Below are 25,916 nucleotides of genomic sequence, written 5' to 3'. Positions count from 1 at the left end.
TGGCAATGAACGAATTCGAACGAACCGAGCGCCGTGGCGGCTGGCCGCTGCGGTTGCTCGGCGGCGCCTGCGTGCTGATCGGCGCGGTGCTGGCGATCGGGGGCGCCTGGCTGCTGGCGCTGGGTGGCTCCTGGTACTACCTTGTCGCCGGCTTCGGCCTGGCGGTGTCCGGCGTACAGCTGTGGCGTGGCCGCCGCAATGGCGCGCTGTGGTTCGCCGTGACCTTCCTGCTGTCGCTGTTGTGGGCGGCGTGGGAGTCGGGCGCCGATTACTGGCGCTGGGTGCCGCGCATGGGCCTGATGGTGTTCCTCGCGCTGCTGCTGGCGTTGCTGCTGCCGCGGCTGGAGCGGCCGTTCTCGCGCACGCTGTCGCGTACGCTCGCCGCCGTGTTGGCGCTGGTGTTCGTCGGCGCGTTCGCGCTGGCGTTCCTGCCGTATGGCGTGACCGAGGCCGACGGCACACTCGCGCATGCGGCTGGCATGGCTGCGGCGCTGGGCACCCCGCGTACCGCCGCGCAGCCGGCCGACGCGCCTGCGGATGCCGACTGGGCCGCCTACGGCCGCGACAACGCCGGCAGCCGCTACACGCCGCTGCATCAGATCACGCCCGGCAACGTGGCGCAGCTGCGTACGGCCTGGACCTTCCGCACCGGCGACCTGCCGGACAAGCGCTGGGGCGCGGAGACCACGCCGCTGAAGATCGGCGACAGCCTGTACCTGTGCAGCGCACGCAATCAGCTGATCGCGCTGGATGCGCGCAGCGGCCGCGAACGCTGGCGCTACGATCCCAAGGTGGCGGACAAGGCGATCCCGTATACCGCCGCCTGCCGCGGGGTCAGCTACTACGCGGTGCCCGACGCCCAGGCGACGGCGTCGACCACGTGCCGCCAGCGCATCATCGAAGGCACCCTGGACGGGCGCCTGATCGCGGTCGATGCGGCCGACGGCAAGCCCTGCGAGGACTTCGGCCAGCATGGTCAGGTCGACATCACCGTCGGCATGGGCGAGACCCCGCCAGGCTATGTCTCGATCAACTCGCCGCCGACCATCGTGCGTGGCGTGATCGTCACCGGCCATCAGGTGCTGGACGGACAGATGCGCTACGAACCGTCCGGCGTGATCCAGGGTTTCGACGCGGTGACCGGCGCGTTGCGCTGGGCCTGGGACATGACCCATCCGGACTGGAATGGCGCACCGCCGCCGGGACAGACCTGGACCCGCGGCACGCCGAACATGTGGACCAGCGCGGCCGGCGACGAACAGCTCGGCTACGTGTACCTGCCGATGGGCAATTCCTCGGCCGACTACTGGAGCAGTTCGCGCACCCCGCAAGAGGACCGTTACGCGACGTCGCTGGTCGCACTGGACGTCACCACCGGCAAGCCGGTGTGGAATTTCCAGACCACCCACATCGACGTGTGGGACTACGACCTGGGTTCGCAACCGACCCTGCTGGATTTTCCGCACGACGGCAAGACCGTGCCGGCGGTGCTGCTGCCGAGCAAGCAGGGCGAGCTGTACGTGCTCGACCGGCGCACCGGCACGCCGCTGGTCGGGGTCGAGGAACGCGCGGTGCCGGGCGGCGGCGTGGAGCCGCAGCGCCGTGCCAAGACCCAGCCGTTCTCGCTGTATCACTCGCTGCGCAAGCGCGACCTGACCGAGCGCGACATGTGGGGCATGACCCCGATCGATCAATTGGTGTGCCGCATCCAGTTCCGCAGCGCCAGCTACAAGGGCATCTACACCCCGCCCGAGGCCGATCGCCATTCGATCGAGTATCCCGGCTACAACGGCGGCTCGGACTGGGGCAGCGTCGCCGTGGACCCCCGGCGCGGGGTGATCGTGGCCAACTACAACGACATGCCCAACTACAACCGCCTGGTGCCGCGGGCCAAGGCCGACAAGATGGGCTGGGCGCCGCGCGATCAGGTGCGCGGCGACAGCGGTGGTGCCGAGGGCGCGGGCGATCCGCAGGTGGGCACGCCGTACGCGATCAATGTCAACGCCGGCTGGCGCCTGCCGTTCACCGGGCTGCTGTGCAAGCAGCCGCCCTACGGCGGCATCCGCGCCATCGACCTGGCCAGCGGCAAGACCTTGTGGGACCGTCCGTTCGGCAGCGCGCGCGGCAACGGTCCGTTCGGCATCCACTCCGGATTGCCGATCGAGATCGGCACGCCCAACAACGGCGGCGCCGTGGTCAGCGCCAGCGGCCTGATCTTCATCGCCGCGGCCACCGACGACATGATCCGCGCGATCGACCTGGCCAGCGGCAAGACCCTGTGGCAGGCCAAGCTGCCGGCTGGTGGCCAGGCCACACCGATGGTGTACGCGGTCGATGGGCGCGAGTATCTGGTCATCGTCGCCGCCGGCCATCACTTCATGGAGACCAAGCGCGGCGACTACGTCATCGCCTACGCGCTGCCGCCCGCAGCGTGATGTTGGCCGCCGCTGCGAGGTCGCGGTGCGGCTTCGCGGCGGCGGGACGTGGCCAAGGCGGGGGATGACGTGTTCGCCGCCCTGCCGCCGATCGCGCGAGCAGCATTGCGTCGCGATCTGTCCGTGCGAGGCATGTGCGATTTGCAACCTGCAGGTAGGAGCGGCTTCAGTCGCGACAGGCGTTCTCGGAGAAGCCTGTCGCGGCTGAAGCCGCTCCTATGAGATGGGATCGCGGGTGGTGCATCGCCATCGTGGATGCAGGTGCGGCGGCAGAGGTCCGCCTACGCAATGTCGCGCCCGCCACGCCCCAGGCTGTGCTTACTCCAGTTGGTCACGCGCGAACGCCGCATCCAGCGCTTCCATCGCATCGCGCGGCTTGAGCTTGGCGGCCTTCTCGAACGCCGCGGCGGCGGCGTCCTCGCGCTTGTCCCCATGCAGCAACAGCAGCACGTTGGCGTGTTCGATATGGGCGATCGGCGCGTCCGGCACCAGCTTCAGCGCTTGCTGGATGTGCTGTTCGGCGGTGGCGGCCTTGGCACCGTAGGTCAGTCCGCCGATCATCGCGCCGACCTTGCCGATGATTTCGGCGTGGTACAGGGCCAGCGCCATGTGCGCCTCGGCATGCTTGGGCTCCAGTTCCAGTGCCGCTTCCAACGACGCGCGCACCTTGCTGGCGATGCCTTGCTTGAGCGCCTTGACGATGCTCAAGCCCTGGCTGTAGCGGCCCAGCGCGAACGCATGGCGGTAGTGGCTGTTGGCTTCGTCCGGCAGCGCGGCGATCGCTGCCTCGGCCAGCGCCGCGGCCTGCTGCAGCCGCTGCAACTGCTCTTTTTCGTCGTGGACCAGGTAGCCGGCGTGGATGCCGATCGCCTTGACCGCGACCGAGGCGCCGAACACGCCCAGCGCCTTGCCGGCCTCGTAGGCCTGCTGGAACTGCCCGTGGTGGAAGGCCCGCCAGGCCTCGATCAGCGCCGCCGACAGGGTCTGCGCGTCGTGGCCCTTGCCGGCTTTGCCGGCGGCGTCCAGCAGCGCCTGCGCGCGTGCCGGGTCCGGGTAGGGCTCGCGATCGCCGGCGTGCAGCTTGGGCCAGGCCTTCTTCAACGCATCGCCGGCGTAGGCGTAGGCCTTGGCGTCGTACGGAAACGGCGCCCACGCGCCCGATTTTGCTGCCATGCGGATCTCCCTGTGCGGCGCCGGGCCACGGCGTCCGCGCCGAGCATGGCGCTGTGGCGGGCGCGTGGCAAGGGCAGCCACCGATAGTGTGTTTGCTCAAGCCGCCGGCGGCAGCATGGCGCACATCGGGGCCACTGCCGGCCCAGTTGGAGATCGTGCAATGGCGACCAAGAAGCGTTCCACCTCCGCGCTGCGGCCGGACCGGCTGAACCCGCGGCACCTGTGGCTGGCCGGGCTGGGCGTTGTCGCGCTGACCCGCAAGCGCGCGCTGGCCGCCGCCGCCGATGCCGCGCAAGGCGCGGCGACCCTGAAGGCGCTGGCCACGCAACTGGCCGACGAGGCCGAGAGCAGCGTGCGCGAGGGCGCCGCAGCGCTGCGCGGCCAGGTGCAGCCGCTGAGCGCCGAGGTCGAGGCGCGCCTGCAGCCGGTGCTGGTCAAGCTGGGATTGCAGCCACGTCCGCAACCGCGCAAGCGCGCGGCCACCGGCAAGCCCGGCGCCGAGAAGCGTGTCGGCAAGAAGCGCGCCGGCAAACGCACGGCCAGCGCGGGCAGGGCACGCCGCACCGGCAGCTGACGCAGCGTTTGCCGCGGCGCACAGCGGCAGGCCGCGCTCGGGCATACTCGCGTGCAACCCTTCGAGACGTCGACACCATGCAGATCCGGCCCGCGACGCTCGATGATGCCGAGGCGATGGTCGCGGTACAGAACGCGATCTTCGCCGCCGGCCTGCGCAAGGCGCCGACCGACCTGGCGACGGTGCGCGCGACCTACCTGCAGCATCCCGATCGTCTGCAGTGCGTGCTGGCCGAGGATGCCGACGGACGTGTCCTCGGCTTCCAGTCGCTGCGCATCGCGCGGCCCGGCAATACCTACGACGTCGCCGAGGGCTGGGGTATCATCGGCACCCACGTCGATCCGCGCGCCGCCCGCCGTGGTGTCGGCAGTGCGCTGTTCCGCGCCACCTGCGCGGCGGCGCGTGGTGCCGGGCTGGCGCAGATCGACGCTACCATCGCCGCCGACAATGCGCTCGGGCAGGCGTACTACGAAGCCGTCGGCTTTCGCACCTACCGCACGCCGCCGGGCCTGGTGTGCAAGGTCTACGTACTCGACGGTTCGGTCGTCCACACCGCTGCCGGCTGAGCGGCGCGTCGTGCGCGCATCGACGCGCAGGGCAGGGGATCAATCCAGATAGGCGTCCATCAGCGCGGCCAGGTGTGCGCGTTCGGCCTCGCGCAGGAACGGCGCGATCAGTCGCATCACCTGCACGATGCCGTGGCGGATCGCCACTTGCTCGTCCTTTTCGCCGCGCGCGGCCGCGTAGTTGAGCCAGAACGTGGCCACCACCAGCGCGTTGGTGGCCACGCCCGCCAATTCCTGGGTGCTGGCGCGCATCGCCCCGGTCTGCGCCAGCCCCTGGAACACCGCCTGCACGCTGGCGTCGGCGCGGCGCAGGATGCGCGCGAAGCGCAGGCGCAGGCGCCGGCTGCGGCTGAGGATCTCGACCAGGTCGCGGTACAGGAAGCGGTAGTCCCAGATGCACTCGAACACCAGGTGCAACTGCAGCCAGATGTCCTCAAGCCCGGGCAGGCGCGCGCTCGGCAGCGCCAGCGCCGTGTCCATGCGCTCCTCGTAGCGCGCGAACAGGTGCTCGATGATGTCGTCCTTGTTGCGGAAGTGGTAGTACAGGTTGCCGGGGCTGATCTCCAGCTCGTCGGCGATGTGGTTGGTGGTGACGTGCGGCTCGCCCTGCGCGTTGAACATCGCCAGGGCGGTCTCGAGGATGCGACGCCGGGTGTCGCGGGCCATCAGGCCAGCAGCTTCTTCACCAGGTCCACATACTTCTTCTGCGCGTCGGCCTGCGGCATGCCCTTGAGCTTGGCCCAGGCCTCGTACTTGGCGGTGCCGACGAAGTCGAAGAAGCCCGGCTTGGCGCCGCTCACGTCGCCCTCCGAGCCTTGCTTGTACAGCGCGTAGAGCCGCAACAGGGTGTCGTTGTCGGGGCGCTCGGCGCGCTGCTTGATGTCCTGGACCGCTTTCTCGAAGGCCGCCTTGCTGTCCGCCATGATCCCGCTCCGCCCTGACCGGCAGGCATCACAGCACGGGCGAGGGGCCGGGTCAACGCGGACCGCGAGTGGCGGTGCTGGCGCACGCCGGCACGGCCGCCGCCGTCACAGCATCGACAGCGCGTCGATCTGGCGGCTGTCGGCGACGCGTTCGTGCGCGTACGCGGCCTGTTCCTGCGCGGCCTGGGCCTGCCGCGCCAGCGAGGCCTTGGCCGCAATCGAACGGATCGCATCGGTGACTTCGGCCAGCGGCACTTGCGTGCTGAGCCGCTGGAAGGTGTCGCGGCTGTTGTAGCCGGAGCCGTCGCGCAGGTACTGCTCGTACATGGTCAGCAGTTCGGTGCAGGCCGCGGTCAGGGTTTCCATGTTGTTGCGGGCCAGGGCGTGGCCGACCTGGTCCAGGTTGTGCAGGCAGTCGGACAGCCAGTGCAGGTCGTAGCGCGCGCTGGCCGGCTCCGGGCCGTTGTGGCCGCGGCTATAGGCGCTGTAGCGGCGGATGCTGCGCGCCACCCGCGCGACATGCGCGAGCAGGGTGCCGACCTCGTCGGCGATGTCGATCTGCGCCAGGGCGATGGTCGACGGCGGCGCGGCCGGGGCTGGAGCCGGTACGGGCGCCGCCTTCGCTGCGGCCGTCGAAGGCGCAGACGCGGGCGCGGCGGTGGCGGACGCGCCTGCAGCGGGTGCCGCTTCGTACTCGTAGGTCGCGCGCAGGCGTTCGTGGTCCTGGCGCAGCGTTTCCAGCTCCTGCGCGCTGGCGGCGGCCTGCGCCTTCAGCTGGCTCAGCGCCGCCTGATACCGCGCGATGGTCTCCTTCGCAGTCGCGTCGCGCCGATAGGCATGCCCCAGACGCTGGAACAAGCCATGCGCGAACGCTGTGGCAACGGCAGCCCACAGCGCCACGGCAGGAGTGAGGTAGATCAGGATGCCCATGCAGGCTCCTTGAAACGATGCATCCCTTGTCGGCGTGTTTCGGCCGAACTTGAGGGTCTATCGTTCGAGGGGTGACGCAGTTCCGGTTCGGGCCGGCGCGCGCCGCCCGCCGCTCGGTGCGGCGGACGGCGCGCGGAGATCAGCGCAGGATGCCGGGCAGATCCAGCTGCTTGTCGCGGGCGCAATCGAGGGCGATCGGGTAGCCGGCGTCGGCATGCCGCATCACGCCGGTGGCCGGGTCGTTCCACAAGACCCGGGCGATGCGCTTGGCCGCCGCCTCGCTGCCGTCGCAGACGATGACCATGCCGGCGTGCTGCGAGAAGCCCATGCCCACGCCGCCGCCGTGGTGCAGCGAGACCCAGGTGGCGCCGCTGGCGGTGTTGAGCAGGGCGTTGAGCAGCGGCCAGTCGGAGACCGCGTCCGAGCCGTCGGCCATGGCCTCGGTCTCGCGGTTCGGCGAGGCGACGCTGCCGCTGTCCAGGTGGTCGCGGCCGATCACCACCGGTGCCTTCAGTTCGCCATTGGCGACCATCTCGTTGAACGCCAGCCCCAGGCGGTCGCGGTCGCCCAGGCCGACCCAGCAGATGCGCGCCGGCAGGCCCTGGAACTTGATCTTCTCGGCGGCCATGTCCAGCCAGCGGTGCAGGTGCGGGTTGTCCGGAATCAGTTCCTTGACCTTGGCGTCGGTCTTGGCGATGTCCTCCGGGTCGCCGCTCAGCGCGGCCCAGCGGAACGGGCCGACGCCGCGGCAGAACAGCGGGCGGATGTAGGCCGGCACGAACCCGGGGAAATCGAAGGCATTGGCGACGCCTTCTTCCAGCGCCATCTGCCGCAGGTTGTTGCCGTAGTCCACGGTCGGCACGCCCAGCGCGTGGAAGGCGAGCATGGCGCGGATGTGGTTGGCCATCGAGTCGCGCGCGGCGGCTTCGACTTCCTTCGGCGCGCTCGCGCGCTTTTCGTCCCACTGCTCGACGCTCCAGCCCTGCGGCAGGTAGCCGTTGACCGGGTCGTGTGCGGAGGTCTGGTCAGTCAGCAGGTCCGGCTTGACCCCACGGACCAGCAATTCGTCCAGCACGTCGGCGACATTGCCGAGCAGGCCGACCGACAGCGGCTTCTTCGCCGTGCACGATTCGGCGATCAGGCGCAGCGCCTCGTCCAGATTATCGGTCCAGGTGTCCAGATAGCCGGTGCGCAGACGCATGTCGATGCTGCTCTTGCGGCATTCCACGGCCAGGCACGAGACGCCGGCCATCACCGCGGCCAGCGGCTGCGCGCCGCCCATGCCGCCGAGGCCGCCGGTGAACAGCCACTTGCCGGACAGGTCGCCGCCGTAGTGCTGCCGGCCCATTTCCACGAAGGTCTCGTAGGTGCCTTGCACGATGCCCTGCGCGCCGATGTAGATCCAGCTGCCGGCGGTCATCTGGCCGTACATGGCCAGGCCCTTTTTATCCAGCTCGTTGAAGTGGTCCCAGTTGGCCCAGCGCGGTACCAGGTTGGAGTTGGCGATCAGCACGCGCGGGGCGTCGGCGTGGGTGCGGAACACCCCGACCGGCTTGCCCGACTGCACCAGCAGGGTCTGATCGTCGTCCAGCCGCTTGAGCGTCTCGACGATGGCGTCGAAGCTCTCCCAGTCGCGCGCGGCGCGGCCGATGCCGCCGTACACCACCAGTTCCTGCGGGCGCTCGGCCACGTCCGGGTGCAGGTTGTTCATCAGCATGCGCAGCGGCGCTTCGGTCAGCCAGCTCTTGCAGGTGATGGCGCTACCGGTGGGCGCTTGGATGGTGCGGGTGGCATCGAGGCGGGTCATGCGGGAATCCTCAGGTGGATGCGCGGAAGGCGGAGGCGCGGCGCGCGCGCGTCAGTCGGAGGTGCGGGCGGATGCGGCGGGGCTGCGGGCGAAGTCGAGGCAGGCCTGCAGCACCTGCTGCAGCACCGCGCGCAGCGGCGCGGCGTGGTCGGGTTGCCACGGCGATGGCCAGTTGCTGGGGGCGACCGTGTCCGGCTCGTGCATGTAGCCGCGGCAGGCCAGTTCCATCTGGATCGCGTGCACGCCGTCGGCCGGCGCACCGTGGTGGCGGGTGCTCCAGCCGCCCTTGAAGCGGCCGTTGCGCACGTGGCTGAAGCCGCTGCCGGCGCAGACGCGTTCGACCGCATCGGTCAGTGCCGCCGCGCAACTGCCATCCACCGCGCCGGAGGCGCCGGCGCTGCCGATGTTGAACTGCGGCAGCTCGCCGTCGAACAGGTGCGCAATGCGCGAGCGGATCGAATGCGCGTCGTACACCACGATCGCCGGGTGCATCTTGCGCAGGCGTGCGATCTCCGCGTCCAGCGCGGCGTGGTACGGGGCGAACCAGCGCGTGCGGCGCGCGTCGATCTCGGCGGCGTCGGGTTCGGCGCCGGGCTGGTACAGCGGCTGCGCGTCGAAGGTGGTCAGCGGGCACAGCCCGGTGGTGTTCTGCCCGGGATACAGCGAGACGCCCGCCGGGTCGCGGTTGACGTCGATCACCGAGCGCGAGATTGCGGTGCGCACGGTGGTCGCGCCGAGCGTCTTGGCGAAGTCGTACAGCAGGTGCACCCACCAGTCGGCATCGCGCTGCGCCAGCCATGGCGAGACGAAGCGGTCGGTCAGCGCCTCCGGCAACTCAGTGCCGGTGTGCGGGAAGCTGACGATCAGCGGCGCATCGCCGCGGTGCACGGTGAGCCAATCGGGCAGGGATGTCATACGGCCTCGCGGGTTGTGCTTGTGCTGTAGGAGCGGCTTCAGCCGCGACCTGGCATTGCCGGGAAAGCCCGGTCGCGGCTAAAGCCGCTCCTACGACGGGTTCTTCGGATCAGGCGCTGGCCTCGGGCAAGCGCATCCCCACCGCCGCGGCCAGTGCGCCGTCGCGCACCAGCGCGGTGGCGGCCAGCATGTCGGGGTGGAAATAGCGGTCGTCCTGCAGCGTCGGCACACGGGCACGCAGCAGCGCTCGTGCCGCTTCCAGGGCGGCGCTGGAGCGCAGCGGCGCGTGGAAGTCGCAGCCCTGTGCGGCTGCCAGCAGCTCGATGCCGACCACATTGGCCGCGTTCTCCGCCATCGCCAGCAGGCGGCGCGCGCCGTGCGCGGCCATCGACACGTGGTCTTCCTGGTTGGCCGAGGTCGGGATCGAATCGACGCTGGCCGGATAAGCGCGCTGCTTGTTCTCCGAGACCAGTGCGGCGGCGGTCACCTGCGGGATCATGAAGCCGGAGTTGAGGCCGGGCTTGGGCGTCAGGAACGCCGGCAACCCGGACAGCGCCGGATCCACCAGCATGGCGACGCGGCGCTCGCTGATCGAGCCGATCTCGCACACCGCCAGCGCCAGCATGTCGGCGGCGAAGGCCACCGGCTCGGCGTGGAAGTTGCCGCCGGACAGGGCCTCGCCGGTGTCGCTGAACACCAGCGGGTTGTCCGACACGCCGTTGGCCTCGGTGGCCAGGGTGGTGGCGGCCTGGCGCATCACGTCCAGCGCTGCGCCCATCACCTGCGGCTGGCAGCGCAGGCAGTACGGGTCCTGCACGCGCACGTCGTTGTCGCGATGCGAATCGCGGATCGCCGAGGCGTGCATCAGGTCGCGCAGCGTGGCGGCGGTCGCGATCTGCCCGGGCTGGCCGCGCAGCGCATGGATGCGCGGATCGAACGGGGTGTCCGAGCCTTTCGCGGCCTCGGTGGACAGCGCGCCGGCGACCAGCGCGGCATGGAACACGCGTTCGATCTCGAACAGCCCGGCCAGCGCATAGGCGGTGGAATACTGGGTGCCGTTGAGCAGCGCCAGGCCCTCCTTGGCGCCCAGCGTCAGCGGTTGCAGCCCAGCCTGGGCCAGTGCCTGCGCGGCCGGCAGGCGCGCGTCGCCGACGAAGGCCTCGCCGACGCCGAGCATCACCGTGGCCAGGTGCGCCAGCGGCGCCAGGTCGCCGGAGGCGCCGACCGAGCCCTGGCATGGCACCACCGGGATCACCTCGTGCTGCAGCAGCGCTTCCAGCATCGACAGCGTTTCCGGGCGCACGCCGGAGGCGCCCTGAGCCAGGCTGGCCAGCTTCAGCGCCATCATCAGCCGCACCACCGGCACCGGCATCGGCGCGCCGACTCCGGCCGCATGCGACAGTACGATGTTGCGCTGCAGGGCCTCCAAGTCATCGCGTTCGATGCGCACGCTGGCCAGCTTGCCGAAGCCGGTATTGATGCCGTACACCGGTGCGCCGGTGGCGACGATCGCCTCCACGGTCTGCGCGCTGCGCAGCACCGTGTCGTTGCAGGCCGGGTCAAGCCGCACGCCGGCGCCGCGGTACACGGCGCGCCACTGCGCCAGGCTCACCGCGCCGGGGCGCAGCAGGATCTCGTCGTCGCTCATTGTCCTCTCCAGATACGCGCATGCAGCGGGTTGAAGCCCATGCGATAGACCAATTCGGCCGGTTCGACGATGTCCCAGATCGCCAGGTCGCAGGCCAGTCCGGCGCGCAGCCGGCCGATCTGCTCCTGGCGCCCGAGCGCACGCGCCGCCTCGCGGGTGAAGCCGGCGATGCACTCGGCCACGGTCAACCGGAACAGCGTCGCCGCCAGGTTCATCGCCAGCAGCGGGCTGGTCAGCGGCGAGGTGCCGGGGTTGCAGTCGGTGGCCAGCGCGCGCGGCACGCCCGCGGCGCGCAGCGCGGCGATCGGCGGCAGTTGGGTGTCGCGGGTGAAATAGAACGCGCCCGGCAGCAGCACCGCGACGGTGCCGGCGGCGGCCATCGCGGCGACGCCGGTCTCGTCCAGGTATTCGACATGGTCGGCCGAGCGCGCGCCGTAGCGCGCCGCCAGCGCCGCGCCGCCCTGATTGGACAGCTGCTCGGCGTGGATCTTCAGCGCCAGGCCGTGGCGCTGCGCGGCCTGGAACACCTGCTCGGTCTGCGTCGGGGTGAACGCCAGGTGCTCGCAGAACACGTCCACCGCTTCGGCCAGGCCCTGCGCGGCGACCGCGGGAATCATGCGCTCGCACACTTCGTCGATGTAGGCCTGCGCCTCGCCACCGGGCGGCACCGCGTGCGCGCCGAGGAAGGTCGGCGACACGTCCACCGCGCGCAGCGCGCCCAGGCGCCGCGCCACGCGCAGCAGGCGCAGTTCGTCCTCAAGCGTCAGGCCATAGCCGGACTTGATCTCCACCGTGGTCACGCCTTCGGCCAGCAGCGCGTCCAGCCGCGGCAGGCTGGCGGCGAGCAGGGCGTCCTCGTCGGCGGCGCGGGTGGCGCGCACCGTGGAGACGATGCCACCGCCGGCGCGGGCGATGTCGGCATAGCTGGCGCCGAGCAGGCGCTGTTCGAACTCGCCGGCGCGGTTGCCGGCATAGACCAAGTGGGTGTGGCAGTCGATCAGGCCGGGGCCGATCCAGCGCCCGCCGCAGTCGATGCTGCGTTGCGCCGACAGGGGGCCGGGCAACTGCGCGGCGGCGCCGGCGTAGACGATGCGGCCATCGCGGCAGGCCACCACGCCGTCGTGGACCAGGCCCAATCCGCCGTCCTCGGCGTCCAGCGTCATCAGGTGCGCGTTGTGCCAGAGCGTGTCGCAGGGCATGGTCACGGGCGGGCTCGTCGGTTATTTTGTATATACAATATTGTGGTCGATGGAGGGTGTCCAGTGCAGACCCAGGCGCAGCAGCAGGCCAGCGGCAAGGTGGGATCGGGCGAATTCTGGTGCGCGCACGCGCTGCTGCCGCAAGGCTGGGCGCGCGACGTGCGCATCGGCGTGCGCGGCGGCCGCATCGTCACGGTGGACAGCGGCATGGCCGCGGCACTGGGCGATCAGCGCCTGGACATCGTGGTACCCGGGCTGGGCAATCTGCACAGCCACGCTTTCCAGCGCGGGATGGCCGGGTTGACCGAGATCGGCGGGCGCAGCGGCGACAGCTTCTGGAGCTGGCGCGAGCTGATGTACCGCTTCCTGCAGCGGCTGAGTCCGGACGATCTGCAGGCCATCGCCGAGCAGGCCTACGTGGAGATGCTCGAGGCCGGCTTCACCCGGGTCGGCGAGTTCCATTACGTGCACCACGCCGCCGACGGCCGGCCCTATGCCGACCGTGCCGAGCTGGCGCAGCGCCTGGCCGCGGCGGCGCAGACCAGCGGCATCGGCCTGACCCTGCTGCCGGTGTTCTACGCGCACGCCGACTTCGGCGGCGCCGCGCCGAACCCGGCGCAGCAGCGCCTGCTGCACGACGTGGACGGCTTCGCCGCGCTGCTGGATGGCAGCCGTCGCGCGCTGCAGGGGCTGGACGATGCGGTGCTGGGCCTGGCCCCGCACAGCCTGCGCGCGGTGACCCCGGACGAACTGAGCGCGCTGCTGCCGCTGTGCGACGGCCCGGTGCACATCCATATCGCCGAGCAGACCCGTGAGGTCGACGCCTGCCTGGCCTGGAGCGGGCAGCGGCCGGTGCAGTGGCTGCTGGCGCACGCGCCGGTGGATGCGCGCTGGTGCCTGGTCCACGCCACCCATGTCGACGCCGCCGAAGTGCAGGGCATCGCCGCCAGTGGCGCCGTGGTCGGGTTGTGCCCGATCACCGAGGCCAACCTCGGCGACGGGCTGTTCCCGATGCAGGACTTCCTGCGCGCTGGCGGCCGTTTCGGTGTGGGGTCGGACTCCAACGTGCTGATCGATGCGGCCGAGGAACTGCGCCTGCTCGAGTACGGCCAGCGCTTGACCCTGCGTGGGCGCAACGTGCTCACCGGCGACACCGCGCTGTCCAGCGGTCGTTTCCTGTTCCAGTCCGCAGCGCAAGGCGCGGCGCAGGCGCTCGGCGTCGCCCAGGGCCTGGGCGTGGGCGCCCCGGCAGACCTGGTCGAACTGGACGCCGCACACCCGGCATTGCAGGCGCGCCACGGCGACGCCTGGTTGGACAGCTGGCTGTTCGCCGCGCGTGGTGGCGCGGTGCGCTCGGTCTGGCGCCACGGCCGCGCGTTGGTACGCGAGGGGCGCCACCTGCAGCGCGAAGCGGTCGCGGCCCGCTATGCGTGTGCGCTGGCCCGGTTGCTGGACGCATGAGGCGCGCTGGTCGCCTGGCCTTGTGCAGTTGCTGCCGCAGTGCGGAGCGCCAATGAGTCCTGCCGAGCCGACGCTGCCGCTCAACCAGCGCATCCGCCGCGACATCGAGGCGCGCATCCGCAGCGGCGAGTGGCCGCCCGGCCATCGCATTCCGTTCGAGCACGAGCTGATGGCGCAGTACGGCTGCTCGCGGATGACCGTCAACAAGGTGCTGGCGCTGCTCGCCGATGCCGGCATGATCGAGCGCCGGCGCCGCGCCGGCTCGTTCGTGGCACGCCCGCATCCGCACATGGAGCAGGTGGCGCTGGAGATCCCGGACATCCCGGTCGAGGTCGCCGCGCGCGGCCACGCCTATCGTTTCGAACTGCTGGAGCGGCAGCAGCGCGCACCGCGTGCGGCGCTGCCGCAGGAAGCCGAGGTCGCCGCCGGCGGCAGTCTGCTGGCGCTGCAGTGCCTGCACTACGCCGACGGCCGTCCGTTCGCGCTGGAGGAGCGGGTGATCAATCCGGTGGCGGTGCCCGAGGCCCTGCAGATGGACTTCGCGGTCACCGTGCCCGGCAGCTGGCTGCTGCAGCACGTGCCCTGGACCCGCGCCGAACACCGCATCAGCGCGGTCGGTGCCAGTGCCGCGCAGGCGGCGCGCTTGCAGGTGCCGGCCGGCACCGCTTGTCTACTGATCGACCGCCGCACCTGGCGCGGCGAACAGGCGGTGACCTTCGTGCGCCAGGTGTTCCTCGGCGATACCTACGACCTGGTCGCGCGATTCTCGCCTGGCGCGCGCTGAGCGCGGTGCGCCAGGCGGTTCCAGTACGGCGGACGCATCGTCTTGGCGCGTCTGCAGTGCACCTCATCAAAGCTGCGTTCGTCGCGCATCACGTCATTACGTACGCGCGGCGTCAGCCACGACGGCTTTCCACGGACAGCCTCGCCGCGGCGAAGCCAGCAAAGCGGACAAACGCCGTGCCTGCGCGTCCATGCCCGGGGTGAGGGGAGATCCGCTCGAGCGGCGACGGACGTTCTGACGAAAACAGGTCGGCGGCGCGCGATGCTGCATTGCCGCACGCGCGCCATACGCCGGCGTGCGTTTGTCCTGCCCGCCGCACTCTGGCAAGTTAGCGCCGGGGCCGGGCGAGGGGCCGTGGCCGCGGAACGAGGGATGGTTCGGCATGACGTATTTCGTGACAGGCGCCACCGGTTTCATCGGCCGCTACCTGATGGCCAAGCTGATGCGGCGCAAGGGCGTCGTGCATGTCCTGCTGCGCAAGGAGTCGCAGCGCAAGTTCGACGCGCTGGTGCGCGAGCAGGGCTGGGATCCCAAGCGTCTGGTGGTGCTGCACGGCGACGTCGGCGCCGAGTATTGCGGGCTGAGTGCGGCGCAGCGCAAGGCGCTGCACGGCAAGGTCAAGCACTTCTTCCATCTGGCCGCGCTGTACGACCTCACCGCCAAGGCCGAGGAGCAGCGCGTCGCCAACCTCGACGGCACCCGCAACGCGCTGGAACTGGCCGCGCAATTCGGCGCCGGCATCTTCCACCACACCAGTTCGATCGCGGTGGCCGGCCTGTATCCGGGCATCTTCCGCGAGGACATGTTCGAGGAAGCCGAGGGGCTGGACGACCCCTACCTGCGCACCAAGCACGACGCCGAGGCGCTGGTGCGCGCCGAGACCCGGATCAAATGGCGCATCTACCGCCCGGCGATGGTGGTCGGCGACTCGCGCACCGGCGCCATCGACAAGATCGACGGCCCGTACTACTTCTTCCCGCTGATCAAGAAAATGCGCCAGCTGCTGCCGCCGTGGGCGCCAATGCTCGGCATCGAGGGCGGGCGGATCAACCTGGTGCCGGTGGACTTCGTCGCCGATGCGATGGACCACATCGCGCACAAGCCCAAGCTCGACGGCCACACCTTCCACCTCACCGACCCCGAGCCGCTGCGCGTGGGCGAGGTGCTCAACGTGTTCTGCCGCGCCGGCCACGCCCCGGAGATGACCTTGCGGGTGGATGCGCGGATGTTCGCGTTCGTGCCCTCGAGCATCCGCGCCGCGGTCGGCAGCCTGCCGCCGATCCGCCGCTTCACCGGCATGCTGCTGCGCGACTTCCGCATCCCGCGCGAGGTGCTGAAGTTCATCACCTATCCCACGCGCTTCGACAGCCGCGAGACCGAGCGCGCGCTCAAGGGCAGCGGCATCGCCGTGCCGCGCCTGGAAGACTACGCCTGGCGCCTGTGGGATCACTGGGAACGGCACCTGGACCCGGACCTGTTCGTGGACCGCTCGCTCAAGGGCAAGGTCCGCGGCAAGGTGGTGCTGATCACCGGCGGTTCCTCCGGCATCGGCCTGGCTACCGCGCAGCGCGTCGCCGAGGCCGGCGCCATCACCGTCATCGTGGCCCGCGGCGAGCAGGAACTGCATGCCGCGCGCGACGCCATGAACGCCAAGGGCGGCAAGGTCTTCGCCTATACCGCCGACCTGTCGGACCTGGCCGACTGCGACCGCCTGATCGCGACCGTGCTGGAAGCGCACGGCCATGTCGACGTGCTGATCAACAACGCCGGCCGTTCGATTCGCCGCTCGATCGAACTCAGCTACGACCGCTTCCACGATTTCGAGCGGACCATGCAGTTGAACTACTTCGGCAGCCTGCGCCTGATCATGGGCGTGCTGCCAGGCATGACCGCGCGACGCAAGGGCCACATCATCAACGTCAGCTCGATCGGCGTGCTGGCCAACTCGCCGCGCTTCTCCGCCTACGTCGCCTCCAAGGCCGCGCTGGATGCCTGGAGCCGCTGCGCGCAGGGTGAGCTGTCGGGCAAGGGCATCAGCTTCACCACGGTCAACATGCCGCTGGTGAAGACGCCGATGATCGCCCCGACCAAGATGTACGACAGCGTGCCGACGCTGAGCGTGGACGAGGCCGCCGACCTGATGGTCAAGGCGATCATCGAACGCCCCAGCCGCGTGGCCACGCGCCTGGGCATCTTCGCCGCCCTGGTCAACGCGGTGGCACCGAAGGCCTACGAGGTGGTGATGAACACCGCTTTCGAACTGTTCCCGGACTCGGCCGCGGCCAAGGGCGACCGCAAGGCGCTACGCGAGACCAAGCCGAGCCAGGAGCAGATCGCGTTTGCCGCGCTGATGCGGGGCGTGCATTGGTGATGGGGCGGGGAGTGGGGAGTTGGGATTGGGGATTCGCAAAAGCGGGTCCCTGGTATCGGATGCGCGTCCGCGTGGCCTAAGGTCTCGCGGACGTTTCGTGGGGACGCGGCGGGACAGGTGTTGGTCTTGGCTGGAGCAGCACTGCCTCAGAGGCGGGAGATTTAGATGGATAGCAATTGCTAGGCTGCCGCGCGATCGCTGCTTTCATTGAGCGCTGCTTTGGGAGCCGTGGCTTTCCAATAGCCCATCCGCGGCAGTGACCCGCTTTTGCGAATCCCCAATCCCGACTCCCCAATCCCGGCTCATCAGAACGTCCTACATTGCCGCCAGCGCACCGGTTCCTGGTGGCCGGGGCGGGGATTGAGCTGGATGCGGACCGTGCGCAGGGACGGATAGCGCTCCACTTCCTTGCAGATGCGCGGCCACACCTGGGCGTCGTCGCCGCTGCGGTCGACCACCAGGGTCATCTGCGTCTGCCAGATACCGCGGATCACGCCCGGGGTGCCGGCCAGGGCCTTGGAGAGTTCCTGGCGATTGCGCTGCTCGGTCGCGGGGTCGGGTTCGGCCAAGTCGCTGGCGCCGTCGAGCGCCGGTCGCGGCGCGGCGGCGGCGGTGCTCGTCGGCGTGGCTGCGGCCTGCATCGCCGCCGACTGCGTGGGCGCGGCAGCGGCGGCGGGCGCAGGCGGTGGCACCGCCACGGCCGCGGAAGCCGGCGGCTCTGCGGGTTGCTGCAGCGCCAGTGCACCGACGCCGGTCACCACGCCCAAGGCGAGCGACGCCAGGCCGGCGATGGCGATGTGGCGCTGCGCGCGGCGACGGCTGGCGCCGATCACGCCGTCTTCCAGTTCGCTGGGCAGGTAGGGCTTGAGCATCGGCCAGATGCGCCGGCCGTCGAGGATTTCCACCGCCTGCTTCTCGGCCGCGGCGATGCCGTCGCGCTGCACCTTGCCCTCGGTGATCAGGATGCCGCCCTGCGCGCCCATCAGCCGCGCCGCCGCGCCCAGTTCGTTGACCGCGGCCGAACCGATCCGGTAGGCCCGGCCGTGCTTGCACGACAGCAGCCAGCGCGCGTCGCCACGGGTCATCACGAAGTCGCTCTGCGGTTCCTGGCTCGCATGCTCGTCCATGGCCGCGTCCTGCAGGTCGCGCTGCTCGCGCATCGCGCGCCGCACCATGTAGGAGAAATCGCGCCAGTGCAGGCCGGCCAGTGCATGCAGCCCGGCCGTGGCCTCGTTCTCGCGGCGCCGCACCAGCCACAGGTAGCCACTGGCTGCCAGCCATGCCGCGACTGCCAAGATCGCTGCCGCTATCCAGGAAAACATGCTCGCACCCGCACACGCGCCGTAAAGAAGTCAGTGTATCGCCAGCGTGTCACGGCGCCGGCAAGGCGACAGCGGTGGAAGGCGGACAAAAAAGACCCGCCAGTCCGAAGCCGAGAGGGGAGGGGAGCAAACGGTCTTCTGATGGACTGGCGGGTCCGTTTCGATTGTCTGGAAAAACGTGCTGCTTTGCAACAATCCAGTTACTCGGCCGGGGTGGGTGCCACATTGCGCTTGCGGCTGGCGCGCTTGGGCGCGGTGGCGCTCTTGGCTGGCGCGACCTTGGCGACCACCGGGCCGGCACGGCGGCGCGCCGGTGCCGCACGTTTGGCGGTGCCGGTGGACGATGCGGCCGTCTTCCTGGCGGCCTTCTTCGCCGCCGTCGCCTTGCCCGACGTCTGCGCTGCACGGCCGCCACGCAGATGGCGCAGTTCGCCGTTGAGCGCGTCCACGCGTTCGATCAGCGCGCCCAGGTCCTCGCGGCTGGGCACCTCGAGGCGGCGCAGCGCACGCTGCACGCGGTCTTCGAATACCTTCTCCAGGCGGTCCCAGGTGTCGGCGGCGCGCTCGCGGGCCTGGCCGACCCGGTTCTCCACCGCATCGCGTACCGCGTCGACGCCGCCGCCGGCCAGCTTGCGGGTGCTCTGCTCCAGGTTCAGTCCTTCCTTGACCAGGGTCTCGAACAGCTTGCCGCCTTCGGCCTGGGCACGGCCGAACGCACCGACCCCGGCCAGCCAGACCTGCTGCGCCGATTCGCCCAGGCGCTTGGACAGTTTCTCCGCCTGCGCCTGCAGGGTGTCGTCGGCAGTGGCGGTACTGCGCTTCTTGCGGGCGGATTTCTTCAAGGTGGCCATGGCGGTGCGGTTCCTTCGGCGGGTGAGTGGCGGAGGTCGAGACTCGGGAGGTTGACTAGAGTAATCACACCAGCGTGCGCATGCGGTGCGCGCGGCGGGATGGCGACGTCGGCCGACGCGGCATGGGTTATGCCTCGGGCGAACGGCGGGTGCGGCGCTTGGCGCGCCGGTTGGCGATGACCTGGTCGACGTCGTCCAGCGCACGCCGCAACCGCGCGGTGGTCTCGGTCATGCGCCGCGGCTGCACGTCCACGCCATCGAGGAAGGTGCGCTTGCGGTCATTGAGGATATCGTGGCGCAGCGCGATGCCGTGCGCGGCCAGCAGCGGCTCCAGCGTCTGCGCGTTGCGGCGCAGGTCGGACAGGGTGTTGCGATAGGCGAGCTGGCACACGCGGTGGCGCGCCGCGTAACTGAAGAGATTGGTGAAGAACAGTTCGCCATTGTCGGCGTTGGGCTCGAACACCAGTTGATCCACCTGCGGGTACTGCCGCGCGTACTTCTCCAGCCCCACCTGCATGCGCGACTGCAGCAGGGTGCGGAAGGTCTGCGACAGCACCGCCGGCAGGCCGCCGGCGAGCAGCCGCGCGCGGTCGACGTGGCCGTTGCGGCGCGGCGCGTGGGTGGCGTCGTAGGGCACCAGCGGGTTGATCCCGATCATCAGGTCGATGCCGCGCTCCAGCAGCGTGGAGGCGTGCATGGTGCGGCGCAGCGCGCCGTCCACGTAATGGTGGCCGTCGATCTGCACCGGCGGGTACAGCCCCGGCAGCGCGGCACTGGCCTGGATCGCCAGCGAGATCGGCACGTGGTCCATGCCCGGCTCGCCGAAGCGCACTGCGCGGCCGCTGTCCAGATCCACCGCGACCACGAACAGGTTGGTGTCCAGATCGCGGAAATCGTTGCTGCGACCGCGACGGCTGAACACGTCCTGCAGGAAACGCTCGACCCCGGCGTTGTCGAACAGGCCGCTGGGCACCAGTCCGCCGAAACGGGTGATCAGGTCCGACCAGCGGGTCTTGCGCGGCTCGGTGAGCAGGTCGTGCCACCAGCCGTAGGCCAGCCCAGGCAGGGTCGCGGCGCGGCGCAGGTATTCGTAGACGTTGGGCCGCAGGAAATCTTCCGGGCGGAACCGTGCATCGTCGCTGTTGCCGGTGACGAAGATCCGGCAGATCTCGGCGCTGCTGACCCGGTTGGCCAGGCCGGCGGTGAGGAACGCGCCGGAGCTGACGCCCACGTAGCAATCCAGGCGGGTCAGGTCCAGTCCGTCCAATGCCTCGTCGAGGGCGCGCAGTGCACCGAGGCCGTACATGCCGCCGATCGGGCCGCCGCCGGCGATGGCCAGGCCGATGCGGCCGTTGGAATGGGGACGGGGCGAGGCGCTGTGGAGGGAAAGCATGCGCGGTCCGCAGGAGGCAGTGGCGCGAGTGTAGCCGAGCGCCGTGACGCTTGCGGTCGTGCCGGGCTGCGACCATCATCGGCGCCCATGGCGCGCAGCACTCCCGTCCTGGAACGACTCGGCCGCCGCCTGGCATGGCACCAGGCGCTGCACGACCCCGCGCGCGAACCGCGCAACGCGTTGCGCTGGCTGCAGGAGCTGCGGCGCTGGCAATCGCAGCGGCTGGAACGCAGCTTCGAGCATTTCCTGGAGGATCCGCAGCGGCGCCCGGCGGCAATGTTCTTCCTCACCGACGTCTATGGCGACCGCGACTTCAGCCGCCGCGACGCCGACATCGTCAAGGTGTTGCCGATGATGCAGCGGCTGATGCCGGCGTCGTTGCTGGACACCGTCGCCGACGGCATCGAACTGGGTGCGCTGACCCACGCCCTGGACCTGCGCATGGCCGAGGCGCTGCAGGCTCTGGCGCCGCGGCGCAAGCGCCTGGACGAAGCGCTGTATGCCGAGGCCTATCGGCAGACCGGACTGCCGCGGCTGCGCCAGCGCCAGATCGACCTGATCGCCCGCGTCGGCCTGGGCCTGGCCAAGGCGGTGCACACGCCGGGGGTGCGCATGCTGCTGCGCTTCGCCCGCGGCCCGGCCAAGGCGGCCGGGCTGTCGGAACTGCAGGGGTTTCTGGAACGCGGCTTCGACGCGTTCTCCACCCTGGGCGACGCCGAGGGGTTCATTGGCGATATCGAGACCACCGAGCGTGCCGTATCGCAGCGGTTGTTTGCGGGTGATCCGGATCCGTTTGCGTTGGAGTGAGTCGGCGCCGCACCCTCACCCCAACCCCTCTCCCGGCGGGAGAGGGGCTAACGCTGTTCCTTCTCCCCTCGGGACCATGGCCCCCTTTTCGGGGGAAGGTGCCCCGCAGGGGCGGATGAGGGTACGGGGGCAGCCTCGCGTAGCTGATTCCAGCGGCGCCTGGCGCCGGACCCTCACCCCAACCCCTCTCCCGGTGGGAGAGCGGCTAGCGCTGATCCTTCTCCCCTCGGGAGAAGGTGCCCCGCAGGGGCGGATGAGGGTACGGGCGCAGCCTCGTGCAGCTGATTCCAGCAACGCGTGGCGTCGCACCCTCACCCCAACCCCTCTCCCGGTGGGAGAGGGGCTAATGCTGTTCCTTCTCCCCTCCGGGAGAAGGTGCCCCGCAGGGGCGGATGAGGATACGGGCGCAGCCTCGTGCAGTTGATTCCAGCAGCGCTTGGCGCCGGACTCTCACCCCAACCCCTCTCCCGGTGGGAGAGGGGCTAGCGCTGTTCCTTCTCCCCTCGGGAGAAGGTGCCCCGCAGGGGCGGATGAGGGTACGGGCGCAGCCGTGTGTCGCCAGATTGGTGCAGGCGCTGCGCGCTCCGCACCCTCACCCCAACTCCTCTCCCGAGGGGAGAGGGGCTCGATTCACTGGTCAGCCCAGCTTCTCCGACAGCACACGGCGGATCTCGCTTTCCACCGTGCCCTTCATCGCCGACAGCAGGAAGCCCAATTCGGCGGTGACGTGCACCTGCTTGGGCAGCAGTTCGATGCGTCCGTCCACGCCCGAGCGCGAGAACAGCAGGGCGTCGCCATCCCAGTGCGATTCCAGGTCGAAGCGCTCGGACAGCTTCTTGGCGGCGGTTTCGATGGCCTTGCGGGCCTGCGCGGGGGTCTTGCTGTGGTCGTGGCGGATGTCGATGCTGGACATGCTGGCTCCTGTGCGGGCGGGTGCTCGCGTGAACGATCAGGCATTGTGCGTATGCGCCGTGCATTGTCCAGCACGCGCGCTTCTGCGCGCGCAGGCAACCTGCTAGGCTGCCCGCCGTGCACGATCTGCAAGTCCATTTCAGCAACCGCCAACATCCCGACCGGCCCCTGCGCGCGGGCGTGCATCGCATCGTGCGGCTGGCCTCCGGCCAGGTCAGCGTGGTCGACGACACCCAGGGCGCGTTGCTGCTGGCGCAGTTCTGTCTGGACCGGCGCGGCCTGTGGCTGCAGGTCGCCAACGGCAGCCGCGGCATCCACGTCAACGGCCGCCCGGTGCGGCGCATGGCCCTGCTGCGCCCCGGCGATGCGGTCTACGCCGATGGCGTCGAGATGGTGGTGCAGGGCAAGTGCGAGCCGCTGCAGCGCCTGCCCGAGGTCAGCGAGGCCGAGCACGACGATCCGCGCCTGGTGCTGCGCGGCGTCGGCGGTCCGCACCATGGCCGCAGTTTCACCGTGGACCGGGTGCGCAGCATCGGCCGCCTGCGCGAGTGCGACATCCGCATCGACGATCCGGCCTGCGCCGAGCAACATGCGCGCCTGGAACGGCACGGCGAGCGGGTGCTGCTGCGCGGCTTCGGCGATGCGCAGACCCAGGTCAACGGCATCGCCGTGCGCAGCTGCTGGCTGCAGCCCGGCGATCAGGTGGTGTTCGATGCCCAGCACCGGTTCGTGCTGGAAGTCCCGCAGGTCGTCGGCGCCGAGCCGCTGCGCGACGACCCGGCCTTGGCCGCGCTGGCGCTGACCCCCGCGGTGGCGCCGCGCCCGGCCACCGTGCGGCGCTGGCCGTGGCTGTTGCTCAGCGCCTTGCTCCTTGCCGCTGCGCTCAGCGGCCTGCTGTGGTTCGGCGCGCGCTGAGCGCCCGCCAGCCGCGCCAGCCCAGCAGCACCGCCAGGATCGCCGCGTACAGCAGCGGTTCGCGGATATCCGATTTCACCAGCCACCAGAAGTGCAGCACGGCGAGCACGCCGATCGTATAGATCGCCTTGTGCAGCTTGCCCCAGTTGCGCTTGAGCCGGCGCATCCAGCCCTGGGTGGAGGTGATGGCCAGCGGCACCAACAGCAGCCAGGCCAGGAAGCCGACGGTGATGTACGGGCGTTTGACGATCTCCTCGAAGATCTGCGTCCAGTAACCGCGCAGGTCCAGCCCCAGGTAGGCCGCCAGATGCACGGTCGCGTAGAAGAACGCGTACAGCCCGAGCATGCGCCGGAAGCGCAGCAGCACCGATTGCCCGGTGAGTTGCCGCAGCGGCGTGATCGCCAGGGTCAACAGCACCAACCGCAGCGCCCACAGCCCGGTGCGGTGCTCGACCTCGGCCACCGGATCGGCGCCGAGCGCATCGCTGCCGCTCTGCCACACCTGCCAGAACTGCCAGCCCAGGTACGCCATCGGCGCCAGCGCCAGTGCATGCACCACCGCCTTGGCGGCGATCAGTGAAGCGGATGTCTTAGCCATGCGCCCTCAAACCAGCATGCGCCAACGATGCCAGGGAGGATGCGTAGACCCGCCGCGCGCAGCGACCGCTCCACGAATCCCCACTCCCGAATCCCCAATCCCCGCTCAGTACCATTTCTTCAGATCCATCCCCGCATACAGCGACGCCACCTGGTCGGCATAGCCGTTGAACGGGCGGGTGGGGATGCGCTCGGCGAACAGCTTGCTGGCCTTGCCGGCGATGCGGCGCTCGGTCTTCTGGCTCCAGCGCGGGTGGTCCACCGCCGGATTGACGTTGGAAAAGAAGCCGTACTCGGACGGCTGCAGCTCGTGCCAGGCGGTCTCCGGCATGCGCTCGACGAAGCGGATCTCGACGATCGACTTGATGCTCTTGAAGCCGTACTTCCATGGCACCACCAGCCGCAGCGGCGCGCCGTTCTGCTGCGGCAGCGGCTTGCCGTACAGGCCGGTGGCGAGCAGGGTCAGCGGGTGCATGGCCTCGTCGATGCGCAGGCCCTCCTTGTACGGCCAGTCGATCGAGCTGTAGCGGACGCCGGGCATCTGCTGCGGATCGGCCAGGGTGGTGAAGGCCACGTACTTGGCATTGGAGGTCGGCGCGAAGCGCTTCAGTACCTCGCCCAGCGGCACGCCCAGCCACGGGATCACCATCGACCAGCCTTCCACGCAGCGCAGGCGGTAGATGCGCTCCTCGGGCGTTTGGCCCTTGAGCAGGTCGTCCAGGGACAGCGTGCCGGGCTTCTCGCATTCGCCGGACACCTTCACCGACCACGGCGAAGTGCGCAGGGTCTTGGCCGCCTTCGACGGATCGGTCTTGTCGGTGCCGAACTCGTAGAAGTTGTTGTAGCTGGTCACGTCCTCGTAGCGGGTCAGCTCCTCGTTGGTGCGGAACCCGCTGCGCGCCTGCTCCGGTGTCACCACGGTCTTCGGCGGGGCCGGCGGCTCGGCATCGGCGCAGCCGACCAGGCCGGACAGTGGGGTCAACGCCAGGGCCTGCAGCAGGCGCCGCCGGTCGCGGTAGACCGCCTCGTCGGTGATCTCGCGGCTGGGGACGGTGAGGGCATCGCGCAACGACATGGCGGACTCCTGGAGCGAAGGGGCGAGCGGGTGACTGGAACTTCAACACAGACTACGCATGCGCCGGGCGAATGGATGCAAATGCAACCTAAATTGCTAGGGCCGCAAGCTGTTGCGCTGCGGCATACTAGGGGTCCTGTCCGATAGGTGCCCCATGACGCGCGCGTTCAATTTCAGTGCCGGCCCCGCTGCCTTGCCGGAATCGGTCCTGCGCCAGGCGCAGGCGGAGATGTTGGAGTGGAACGGCGTGGGTGCCTCGATCGTGGAGCTGAGCCACCGCGGCGCCGAGTTCATGGAGGTGGCGGCGCAGGCCGACGCCGACCTGCGCCGGCTGATCGGCATTCCCGACGACTACGCCGTGCTGTTCCTGGCCGGTGGCGCCACCACCCAGCAGGCGCTGCTGGCGTTGAACTTCGCAGCGCCCGGGCAGACCGTGGACTACGTGGTGACCGGGCACTGGGGCAAGACCGCGATCAAGCAGGTCGGGCCCTACGTCGACGTGCACGTGGCCGCCAGCAGCGAGGCCGACGGCTTCCGCGACATCCCGCCGCGTGCCGCCTGGCAGTTGCGCGACGATGCCGCCTACGTACACATCACCGCCAACGAGACCATCCACGGCGTCGAGTTCCGCGACACGCCCGACGTCGGCGCGGTGCCGCTGTTCGCCGACTTCAGCTCCAGCATCGCCTCCGAGCCGATCGACGTGTCCAGGTACGCGCTGATCTATGCCGGTGCGCAGAAGAACCTCGGCCCGGTCGGCGTCACGGTGGTGATCATTCGCCGCGACCTGCTCGAACGCGCCGGCCAGCCGCGCGCGGACATCTTCGACTACCGCTCGCACGTGGCGCGCGACTCCATGCTCAACACCCCGCCGACCTGGAACTGGTACCTGGCCGGGCTGGTGTTCAAGTGGATGCTGGCCGAGGGCGGGGTGCAGGCGTTCGCCGAGCGCAACCAGGCCAAGTCGGCGCTGGTGTACGCAGCGATCGACGCCTCCGGCGGCTTCTACCGCAACGAGGTCGCGGCGGCGGTGCGCTCGCGGATGAACATCCCGTTCTTCCTGCCGGACGAGACGCTGACCACGCGCTTCGTTGCCGAATCCAAGGCGGCCGGCCTGCTGGCGCTGAAGGGCCACAAGGCGGTCGGCGGCATTCGTGCGTCGCTGTACAACGCCATGCCCCTGGCCGGCGCGCAGGCGCTGGTGGCGTTCATGCGCGACTTCCAGCAGCGCCACGGCTGAGTCGCCCCTGTTGTCGTA

General features: G+C 70.1%; 23 protein-coding genes. 9 read left to right on the top strand and 14 right to left on the bottom strand.

Annotation, left to right across the window (positions count from 1 at the left end; all coding sequences use genetic code 11):
* Positions 1 to 5 precede the first annotated feature (5 nt).
* Complete coding sequence (locus tag GGR71_RS13465; RefSeq protein WP_160960222.1) at positions 6 to 2,435, top strand: membrane-bound PQQ-dependent dehydrogenase, glucose/quinate/shikimate family; 2,430 nt, start codon at positions 6 to 8, stop codon at positions 2,433 to 2,435.
* 318 nt (positions 2,436 to 2,753) lie between these two features.
* On the opposite strand, the gene GGR71_RS13460 is transcribed toward GGR71_RS13465, so the two are convergent.
* Positions 2,754 to 3,608, bottom strand: a complete 855-nt coding sequence (locus GGR71_RS13460; RefSeq protein ID WP_160960219.1) for a tetratricopeptide repeat protein — start codon at positions 3,606 to 3,608, stop codon at positions 2,754 to 2,756.
* A gap of 160 nt (positions 3,609 to 3,768) precedes the next feature.
* Between GGR71_RS13460 and GGR71_RS13455 the strand changes: the two genes are divergently transcribed.
* Positions 3,769 to 4,182 (top strand): hypothetical protein, encoded by a 414-nt coding sequence (locus GGR71_RS13455; protein WP_237474374.1) that lies wholly within the window; start codon positions 3,769 to 3,771, stop codon positions 4,180 to 4,182.
* 77 nt (positions 4,183 to 4,259) lie between these two features.
* Entirely contained in the window at positions 4,260 to 4,748 is a 489-nt protein-coding gene (locus GGR71_RS13450; protein ID WP_237474373.1) for a GNAT family N-acetyltransferase, read from the top strand.
* 39 nt (positions 4,749 to 4,787) lie between these two features.
* Here GGR71_RS13450 and GGR71_RS13445 read toward each other — a convergent pair whose 3' ends face one another.
* From GGR71_RS13445 to hutI, 7 genes are all read right to left on the bottom strand, one after another.
* On the bottom strand, positions 4,788 to 5,414 hold the full coding sequence (locus GGR71_RS13445) for a TetR/AcrR family transcriptional regulator (RefSeq protein ID WP_160960216.1): 627 nt from the start codon (positions 5,412 to 5,414) through the stop codon (positions 4,788 to 4,790).
* Positions 5,414 to 5,671 (bottom strand): acyl-CoA-binding protein, encoded by a 258-nt coding sequence (locus GGR71_RS13440; RefSeq protein ID WP_010342548.1) that lies wholly within the window; start codon positions 5,669 to 5,671, stop codon positions 5,414 to 5,416. Before GGR71_RS13440 ends, GGR71_RS13445 begins: the two co-directional genes overlap by 1 nt.
* Positions 5,672 to 5,776: 105 nt before the next feature.
* Positions 5,777 to 6,601, bottom strand: a complete 825-nt coding sequence (locus tag GGR71_RS13435; RefSeq protein ID WP_160960213.1) for a hypothetical protein — start codon at positions 6,599 to 6,601, stop codon at positions 5,777 to 5,779.
* Between the two features lie 139 nt (positions 6,602 to 6,740).
* Positions 6,741 to 8,408 carry a urocanate hydratase gene (hutU, locus tag GGR71_RS13430; protein ID WP_160960211.1) on the bottom strand — a complete coding sequence of 556 codons (1,668 nt, stop codon included), beginning with the start codon at positions 8,406 to 8,408 and terminating at the stop codon, positions 6,741 to 6,743.
* 51 nt (positions 8,409 to 8,459) lie between these two features.
* Positions 8,460 to 9,323 (bottom strand): N-formylglutamate deformylase, encoded by an 864-nt coding sequence (hutG, locus tag GGR71_RS13425; RefSeq protein ID WP_160960208.1) that lies wholly within the window; start codon positions 9,321 to 9,323, stop codon positions 8,460 to 8,462.
* Positions 9,324 to 9,432: 109 nt separating this feature from the next.
* On the bottom strand, positions 9,433 to 10,971 hold the full coding sequence (gene hutH, locus GGR71_RS13420) for a histidine ammonia-lyase (protein ID WP_160960205.1): 1,539 nt from the start codon (positions 10,969 to 10,971) through the stop codon (positions 9,433 to 9,435).
* Positions 10,968 to 12,170: an imidazolonepropionase gene (hutI, locus tag GGR71_RS13415; RefSeq protein ID WP_160960342.1), complete on the bottom strand. Its 1,203-nt coding sequence runs from the start codon at positions 12,168 to 12,170 to the stop codon at positions 10,968 to 10,970. Before hutI ends, hutH begins: the two co-directional genes overlap by 4 nt.
* A gap of 63 nt (positions 12,171 to 12,233) precedes the next feature.
* Between hutI and GGR71_RS13410 the strand changes: the two genes are divergently transcribed.
* The 3 genes from GGR71_RS13410 to GGR71_RS13400 all read left to right on the top strand — a co-directional run bounded on the left by GGR71_RS13410 (position 12,234) and on the right by GGR71_RS13400 (position 16,786).
* The gene (locus tag GGR71_RS13410; RefSeq protein ID WP_160960202.1) at positions 12,234 to 13,631 is read left to right on the top strand and encodes a formimidoylglutamate deiminase; all 1,398 of its coding nucleotides are present in this window, start codon (positions 12,234 to 12,236) and stop codon (positions 13,629 to 13,631) included.
* 52 nt (positions 13,632 to 13,683) lie between these two features.
* Positions 13,684 to 14,415, top strand: a complete 732-nt coding sequence (gene hutC / locus GGR71_RS13405; protein WP_160960199.1) for a histidine utilization repressor — start codon at positions 13,684 to 13,686, stop codon at positions 14,413 to 14,415.
* A gap of 382 nt (positions 14,416 to 14,797) precedes the next feature.
* Positions 14,798 to 16,786: an SDR family oxidoreductase gene (locus GGR71_RS13400; protein ID WP_160960196.1), complete on the top strand. Its 1,989-nt coding sequence runs from the start codon at positions 14,798 to 14,800 to the stop codon at positions 16,784 to 16,786.
* Positions 16,787 to 17,091: 305 nt separating this feature from the next.
* Here GGR71_RS13400 and GGR71_RS13395 read toward each other — a convergent pair whose 3' ends face one another.
* From GGR71_RS13395 to GGR71_RS13385, 3 genes are all read right to left on the bottom strand, one after another.
* Positions 17,092 to 18,108 (bottom strand): restriction endonuclease, encoded by a 1,017-nt coding sequence (locus tag GGR71_RS13395; RefSeq protein WP_184452033.1) that lies wholly within the window; start codon positions 18,106 to 18,108, stop codon positions 17,092 to 17,094.
* Positions 18,109 to 18,308: 200 nt separating this feature from the next.
* A complete protein-coding gene (locus tag GGR71_RS13390; RefSeq protein ID WP_160960193.1) occupies positions 18,309 to 18,959 on the bottom strand; it encodes a phasin family protein in 651 nt (216 codons plus the stop codon).
* Between the two features lie 127 nt (positions 18,960 to 19,086).
* Positions 19,087 to 20,352 carry a patatin-like phospholipase family protein gene (locus GGR71_RS13385; RefSeq protein ID WP_184452031.1) on the bottom strand — a complete coding sequence of 422 codons (1,266 nt, stop codon included), beginning with the start codon at positions 20,350 to 20,352 and terminating at the stop codon, positions 19,087 to 19,089.
* Between the two features lie 87 nt (positions 20,353 to 20,439).
* On the opposite strand from GGR71_RS13385, the gene GGR71_RS13380 reads away from it, so the two are divergent.
* The gene (locus tag GGR71_RS13380; protein ID WP_160960188.1) at positions 20,440 to 21,159 is read left to right on the top strand and encodes an FFLEELY motif protein; all 720 of its coding nucleotides are present in this window, start codon (positions 20,440 to 20,442) and stop codon (positions 21,157 to 21,159) included.
* A 637-nt stretch (positions 21,160 to 21,796) separates the two neighbouring features.
* On the opposite strand, the gene GGR71_RS13375 is transcribed toward GGR71_RS13380, so the two are convergent.
* Positions 21,797 to 22,072, bottom strand: coding sequence for a polyhydroxyalkanoic acid system family protein (locus tag GGR71_RS13375; RefSeq protein ID WP_160960185.1), 276 nt, complete (start codon positions 22,070 to 22,072; stop codon positions 21,797 to 21,799).
* 116 nt (positions 22,073 to 22,188) lie between these two features.
* Here GGR71_RS13375 and GGR71_RS13370 point away from each other — a divergent pair, with 116 nt between their 5' ends.
* Positions 22,189 to 22,986, top strand: coding sequence for an FHA domain-containing protein (locus GGR71_RS13370; protein ID WP_160960182.1), 798 nt, complete (start codon positions 22,189 to 22,191; stop codon positions 22,984 to 22,986).
* Here GGR71_RS13370 and msrQ read toward each other — a convergent pair.
* Both msrQ and msrP read right to left on the bottom strand, forming a co-directional pair.
* Positions 22,955 to 23,584: a protein-methionine-sulfoxide reductase heme-binding subunit MsrQ gene (msrQ, locus tag GGR71_RS13365; protein ID WP_160960178.1), complete on the bottom strand. Its 630-nt coding sequence runs from the start codon at positions 23,582 to 23,584 to the stop codon at positions 22,955 to 22,957. The genes GGR71_RS13370 and msrQ overlap by 32 nt on opposite strands.
* Positions 23,585 to 23,689: 105 nt before the next feature.
* Positions 23,690 to 24,658, bottom strand: a complete 969-nt coding sequence (msrP, locus tag GGR71_RS13360; protein WP_160960174.1) for a protein-methionine-sulfoxide reductase catalytic subunit MsrP — start codon at positions 24,656 to 24,658, stop codon at positions 23,690 to 23,692.
* 154 nt (positions 24,659 to 24,812) lie between these two features.
* Between msrP and serC the strand changes: the two genes are divergently transcribed.
* Positions 24,813 to 25,898: a 3-phosphoserine/phosphohydroxythreonine transaminase gene (serC, locus tag GGR71_RS13355; RefSeq protein WP_160960171.1), complete on the top strand. Its 1,086-nt coding sequence runs from the start codon at positions 24,813 to 24,815 to the stop codon at positions 25,896 to 25,898.
* Positions 25,899 to 25,916 lie beyond the last annotated feature (18 nt).

Source organism: Xanthomonas sp. F1 (assembly GCF_014199855.1).
The sequence above is the reverse complement of the archived record's forward strand: the minus strand, read 5'-3'. Positions and strand labels throughout refer to the sequence as shown.